The sequence below is a fragment of the Jatrophihabitans sp. genome, assembly GCF_051960575.1.
Taxonomy (GTDB): Bacteria; Actinomycetota; Actinomycetes; order Mycobacteriales; family Jatrophihabitantaceae; genus JBQCEE01.
Window position 1 is genome coordinate 1 of the sequence record NZ_JBQCEE010000159.1, and the last position, 5,241, is coordinate 5,241.

The 5,241-nt window shown below is 71.0% G+C and carries 5 protein-coding genes and 1 pseudogene; all 6 read left to right on the top strand.

Annotated elements, in window-relative coordinates; genetic code table 11:
• Nucleotides 1–258: pseudogene (locus tag ACTHMS_RS09090) on the top strand (zinc-binding dehydrogenase); the annotation flags it as partial.
• Nucleotides 255–797, top strand: coding sequence for a VOC family protein (locus ACTHMS_RS09095; RefSeq protein ID WP_440306339.1), 543 nt, complete (start codon nucleotides 255–257; stop codon nucleotides 795–797). The pseudogene ACTHMS_RS09090 and the gene ACTHMS_RS09095, both read left to right, overlap by 4 nt.
• A gap of 20 nt (nucleotides 798–817) precedes the next feature.
• A complete protein-coding gene (locus tag ACTHMS_RS09100) occupies nucleotides 818–2,164 on the top strand; it encodes a M24 family metallopeptidase (protein ID WP_440306340.1) in 1,347 nt (448 codons plus the stop codon).
• Nucleotides 2,161–3,225, top strand: a complete 1,065-nt coding sequence (locus ACTHMS_RS09105; RefSeq protein ID WP_440306341.1) for a thiamine pyrophosphate-dependent dehydrogenase E1 component subunit alpha — start codon at nucleotides 2,161–2,163, stop codon at nucleotides 3,223–3,225. Before ACTHMS_RS09100 ends, ACTHMS_RS09105 begins: the two co-directional genes overlap by 4 nt.
• Entirely contained in the window at nucleotides 3,213–4,190 is a 978-nt protein-coding gene (locus ACTHMS_RS09110) for an alpha-ketoacid dehydrogenase subunit beta (protein ID WP_440306342.1), read from the top strand. Before ACTHMS_RS09105 ends, ACTHMS_RS09110 begins: the two co-directional genes overlap by 13 nt.
• A partial coding sequence (locus tag ACTHMS_RS09115; RefSeq protein ID WP_440306343.1) for a biotin/lipoyl-containing protein occupies nucleotides 4,187–5,241 on the top strand: 1,055 nt, incomplete at its 3' end. The genes ACTHMS_RS09110 and ACTHMS_RS09115, both read left to right, overlap by 4 nt.

The following is a 5,241-nucleotide window of genomic DNA, read 5'->3' on the forward strand; positions in this document are numbered from 1 at the left end:
CACACCAAGCCGGCGACGCTCGACGCGATGGCGTTGTCGGAGAGGGACGTCAGCCTAATCGGCAGCTGGTGCTACCTGATCACCGACTGGCCCCGCGTCATCCGACTCATTGCCTCCGGGAAGTACCCGGTGAGCAAGGCCGTCACCCGTCGCATCGGGCTCGAGGACGTCGTCGTCGACGGGTTCGACGTGCTCGTCGACCCCCGTGGCGACCAGCTCAAGGTGCTGGTCACGCCGGGTGCGGTGACCACGTCATGAGCATCGAGCTGCAGGCCGTCCACCACGTCGGACTCGTGGTGCGTGACCTCGACCGGTCGATCTGGTTCTACCACGACGTGCTCGGGCTGCCCTTCGCCAACGAGCCGACGCCGTGGTTCGACGGGCCGGACCTCGCGCGGGGCGTCGGTGTCCCGGACGCCCGCCTGCGCCAGGTGAGTCTGTGGGTCGGCGAGCACTCGACGATGGAGCTGATCGAGTACGCCAACCGTCCGCCGACCAGCACCGCACCGGTGCCGAACCATCATCTCGGGGCTGCCCACGTCTGCTTCAAGGTGGCGGACGTGCGGGCGACCAAGGCGGCGCTCGAGGCGAAGGGTGTGCAGTTCTACTCCGACGTCAATGTCGTCGACAGCGGCCCGCTGAGCGGGTGGCGCTGGGTCTACTTCAGCGATCCCGACGGGCTGGCCCTCGAGCTCGTCGAGATCGCGTACTACCGGCGCGAGGAGCGCGAGGCCAATGCGGCCGCGTACCTGCGCTCCCGTCCATCACTCGACGACCTCACCGCTGCGCTCGTCTGAGCCCGCGAAGGAGACACATCATGGTTTCGGCGACGTTCGGTACCTCCCACGTCGACTGGGAGGACCGCCTCGACATCGACCGCCTGCGTCGCGAGCGGCTGCAGAAGCTGAAGGCCGAACTCGACCGCTCGGAGCTCGGCGCACTGCTGACCTTCGACTTCCACAACATCCGGTACATGACCGCCACCCACATCGGCACGTGGGCGATGGACAAGATGATCCGGTTCGCGCTGCTGCCGCGCGGCGGTGACCCCGTGCTGTGGGACTTCGGGTCGGCGGCGCGGCATCACCAGTTGCAGTCGCCGTGGCTCGACGCCCCGCACGACGCGGCCGGACGCGGGCCGCACTACGGCGCCCGCGCCGGCATCTCGACGCTGCGCGGTGCGATCCCGGCCGGTGCGGGGCGCGCCGCCGACGTCGCCGCCAAGATCGCGCAGGTGATGGCCGACTTCGGCCTCGAGGGGCAACCGATCGGCGTGGACGTCGTCGAGCCCCCGGTGCTGTTCGCCCTGCAGGCGTTGGGTTTCCCGGTCGTCGACGGGCAACCGGTCTTCCTCGAGGCACGCCGGATCAAGACCCCGGACGAGATCGGCCTGCTCACCCAGGCGGCGTCCATGGTCGACGCGGCCTACGAGGATCTCTACGACTTCCTGCGCCCCGGCGTCCGCGAGAACGAGTGCGTCGGCCTGGTCAGCAAGAAGCTGTTCGACCTCGGCTCCGAGTACGTCGAGGGCGTCAACGCGATCTCGGGCGAGCGCTGCTCACCGCACCCGCACGTCTTCTCCGACCGGCTCATCCGCCCGGGCGACCCCGCGTTCTTCGACATCCTGCACAGCTACCAGGGCTACCGCACCTGCTACTACCGCACCTTCGCCGTCGGCAGCGCGTCGGCGGCCCAGCGGGGCGCGTACAAGATCTGCCGCGAGCTGATGGACAACGCCATCGACCTGGTGAAGCCTGGGGCGACCACCGCCGAGATCGTGCAGGTCTGGCCGACGGCGCAGGAGTTCGGCTTCGCCGACGAGGAGGCGGCCTTCGCCCTGCAGTACGGCCACGGCGTCGGGCTGAGCATCTGGGAGCGGCCGATCTTCAGCCGGCTGACCTCGCTCGACAACCCCGAGACGCTCGAGGTGGGTCAGGTGTTCGCGCTCGAGACCTACTGGCCGGCCGACGACGGGTGGGGAGCGGCGCGGATCGAGGAGGAGATCGTCGTGACCGAGACCGGCTGCGAGGTCATCACCAAGTTCCCGGCCGAGGAGCTGCTCGTGGCCGGCAAGCGCTACTACACGACCGGTGGCTTCCTGTCGGTCGAGCGCGACAGCCAGTCGCACATCAACACCCGTCCGTACCGAGGAGGTCTCGCGTGAGGCTGCCCCTGTCCGACCACGAGTACGGCGCGCACGGCGTCGTGCTGCCGCCGGACGACCAGACCCGGCACGACGACGCGCCGGTGCCACTGGAGACGAGGCTGGCGATCTACCGCAAGTTGCAGGAGATGCGGCAGTTCGAGAAGCGCGCCTACGACCTGTTCATGCGCCAGCTGGTGAAGGGCACCAGCCACCTCTCGCTCGGCATGGAGGCCATCTCGGCCGGGTTCGGGGCGGCGATGCGCAGCGACGACCTCACCTTCGCGACCTACCGCGGTCACGCGCACACGCTGGCCCGCGGCGTGCCGATGACGCCGGTGCTGGCCGAGCTGCTCGGCCGCGCGAACGGGTTGATGGGCGGCAAGGGCGGCTCGATGCACCTCACCAGCGTCGAGCACGGCATGCTGGGTTCGTACGCGATCATCGGCGCGCACATGACGATCGCGAACGGCGCGGCCTGGTCGGCGCAGTACCGCGGTTCTGGACAGGTGACGACCTGCTTCTTCGGCGACGGCACCACCAACATCGGCGCCTTCCACGAGGCGCTCAACTACGCGGCGGTCTACAAGCTGCCGATCGTGTTCGTCTGCGAGAACAACCTGTACATGGAGTACACGTCGATCGCCGACATCACCGCGGTCGCGCATCCGGCGGCCGACCGGGCCTCGGCGTACGGGCTCGACCCGGTGGTGGTCGATGGCAACGACGCTGACGAGGTCTACCTGGCGGCCACCGCCGCCTTCGAGCGCGCCCGCAGCGGCGAGGGGCCCTCCCTCGTCGAGGCCCTGACCTACCGGCACGGCGGCCACTCGCGGGCCGATCCCGGCAAGTACCGCCCGGCCGACGAGGTCGAGGCCTGGAAGGCGTACGACCCGATCACGCTGTACCGCGGTCGCCTCGTGCGGCTCGGCGTCGCGGCGGACGACCTGGACGTGATCGACAAGGAGGTCGCGGTCGCCGTCGACCAGGCCACTGAGGAGGCGATCGCCGGCGAGCTGCCCGAGCCGGCGAGCGCGTTCACCGACCTCTGGGCGGACGGAGGCTCGTCGTGGCGGAACTGACCTACCGGGACGCGGTCGCGCGGGGCATCGCGCAGGAGATGCGGCGCGACGACCGGGTCGTGCTCGTCGGCGAGGACGTCGCCGGTGCCGGCGGCGTCTTCAAGACGACAGTCGGGCTGCTCGCCGAGTTCGGGCCGCAGCGTGTCATCGACACGCCGATCGCCGAGCAGGCGATCCTCGGCGCGGCGATGGGCGCTGCGATGACCGGGCTGCGGCCCGTCGCCGAGGTCATGTTCTCGGACTTCTTCGCCGTGTGCTGGGACATCGTCGTCAACGAGATCGCCAAGACGCGCTACATGACGGCGGGCCAGGTGACGCTGCCGCTCGTCATCAAGACCGGCAACGGCGGGAGTCTGCGCTTCGGGGCGCAGCACTCGCAGGCGATCGAGAACTGGGCGATGGCGGTGCCGGGGCTGAAGGTCGTCACGCCGTCGACGCCGCGCGACGTCGTCGGCCTCATGGCCGCCGCGATCCGCAGCGACGACCCGGTGCTGTTCTTCGAGCACAAGGGGCTCTACGCGTCCAAGGGCGAGGTCCCCGACGGTGACATCGTCGACGAGCTCGGCACAGCGGTTGTGCGCCGGCCGGGCAGCGATGCCACCATCCTGTCGCTCGGCCTCACCGTGCGCCGGGCTCTGGATGCCGCCGACCAGCTCGCCGCACACGGCATCGAGGCCGAGGTCATCGACGTCCGGTCGCTCGTCCCGCTCGACACCCGCACCATCCTCGGCTCGATTGCGAAGACCGGGCGGTTGTTCACGGTGGAGGAGAACCCGCGGCTGCTCGGCTGGGGCGCCGAGATCGCCTCGATCGTCGCCGAGGAGTCGTTCTGGGACCTCGACGGCCCGATCCAGCGGATCACGACGCCGCACATCCCGCTACCGGCGGCGGATTCGCTCGAGGACCTGGTCATCCCGTCGGCCGACGTGGTCGCAACGACGGTGGAGAAGGCCCTGCAGTCGTGAACATCGAGGTCACCATGCCGCAGCTGGGGGAGACGGTCGCCGAGGGCACCGTCACCCGCTGGCTCAAGCAGGTCGGCGAGCAGGTCGCCGAGCACGAACCGCTGCTCGAGATCGCGACGGACAAGGTCGACACCGAGGTCCCCTCGCCCGGCGCGGGAACGTTGCTCGAGATCGTCGTCGGCGAGGACGCGACGGTGTCGGTCGGCACGCTGCTCGGCGTGATCAGTGCAATCCCTGTCGCCGCATCGGCGCCGCCTGCACCGCCGGTGGTCCAACCGACGGCCGCACCCGCACCGCCGCCGGACGCGTCGATCGGCCACGCTTCGGCCGGGCCTGTCAGCACCGCCCGCTCGGGACCGCGGCACCGACATTCGCCCCGCGTCCGCCGACTGGCCGGCGCGCACGGGATCGCGCTCGAGTTGCTGCACGGCACCGGCCCTCGCGGGCGGGTCACGCCGCGCGACGTGCTCGCGGCTGCCGAGTCGGAGGTGGCGTCCGGCGGCGGCGTGGCCGTCCGGACGCCGCCCGCGGAGGCGATCCCGCAGCGGCATGCGGTCGCGCCGCGCGACGCCGCCCCGCCGGCCGGCATGCCGTCAGCGGTGCAGGACCGGGCGACGGCCGTCGTCGAGGTCGACGTCACCGACCTCGTCGCGCTGATCCGGGCGCGCTTCGGCGACATCGAGCGCCGACTCGGAGTCCCCCTCGGCCCGGTCGCCTTCGTCGCCCGCGCCGTCGTCGAGGCCCTCCGTGTGGTGCCGGCCCTCGATGCCTCCGCCGACGGGCGAACGCAACCGCTCGGCGTGATGGTCGAGCATGCCGACCGCGCCGCGCACCTCGTGCGCATCGATGACGCCGGCGACCTGGCCCTGCTCGGGCTCGGCCGTCGCCTGGCCGACACCGGGGGGTCGGCAGCCACGCGCACCACGACGGTCGACGACGCGTTCGTCATCGTCGACACCGGTGGGCGCGGCACGCTGTTCGAGACGCCGGTGCCCGTGTTCGGTCGGTACGGCGCGCTGGGTCTTGGCGCGATCGTCGAGCGGCCGGCGGT

Bases quoted from the DNA above. Each gene is read 5' to 3' on its own strand.
- ACTHMS_RS09095 (WP_440306339.1), top strand. From the start codon at position 255: ATGAGCATCGAGCTGCAGGCCGTCCACCACGTCGGACTCGTGGTGCGT.
- ACTHMS_RS09100 (WP_440306340.1), top strand. From the start codon at position 818: ATGGTTTCGGCGACGTTCGGTACCTCCCACGTCGACTGGGAGGACCGC.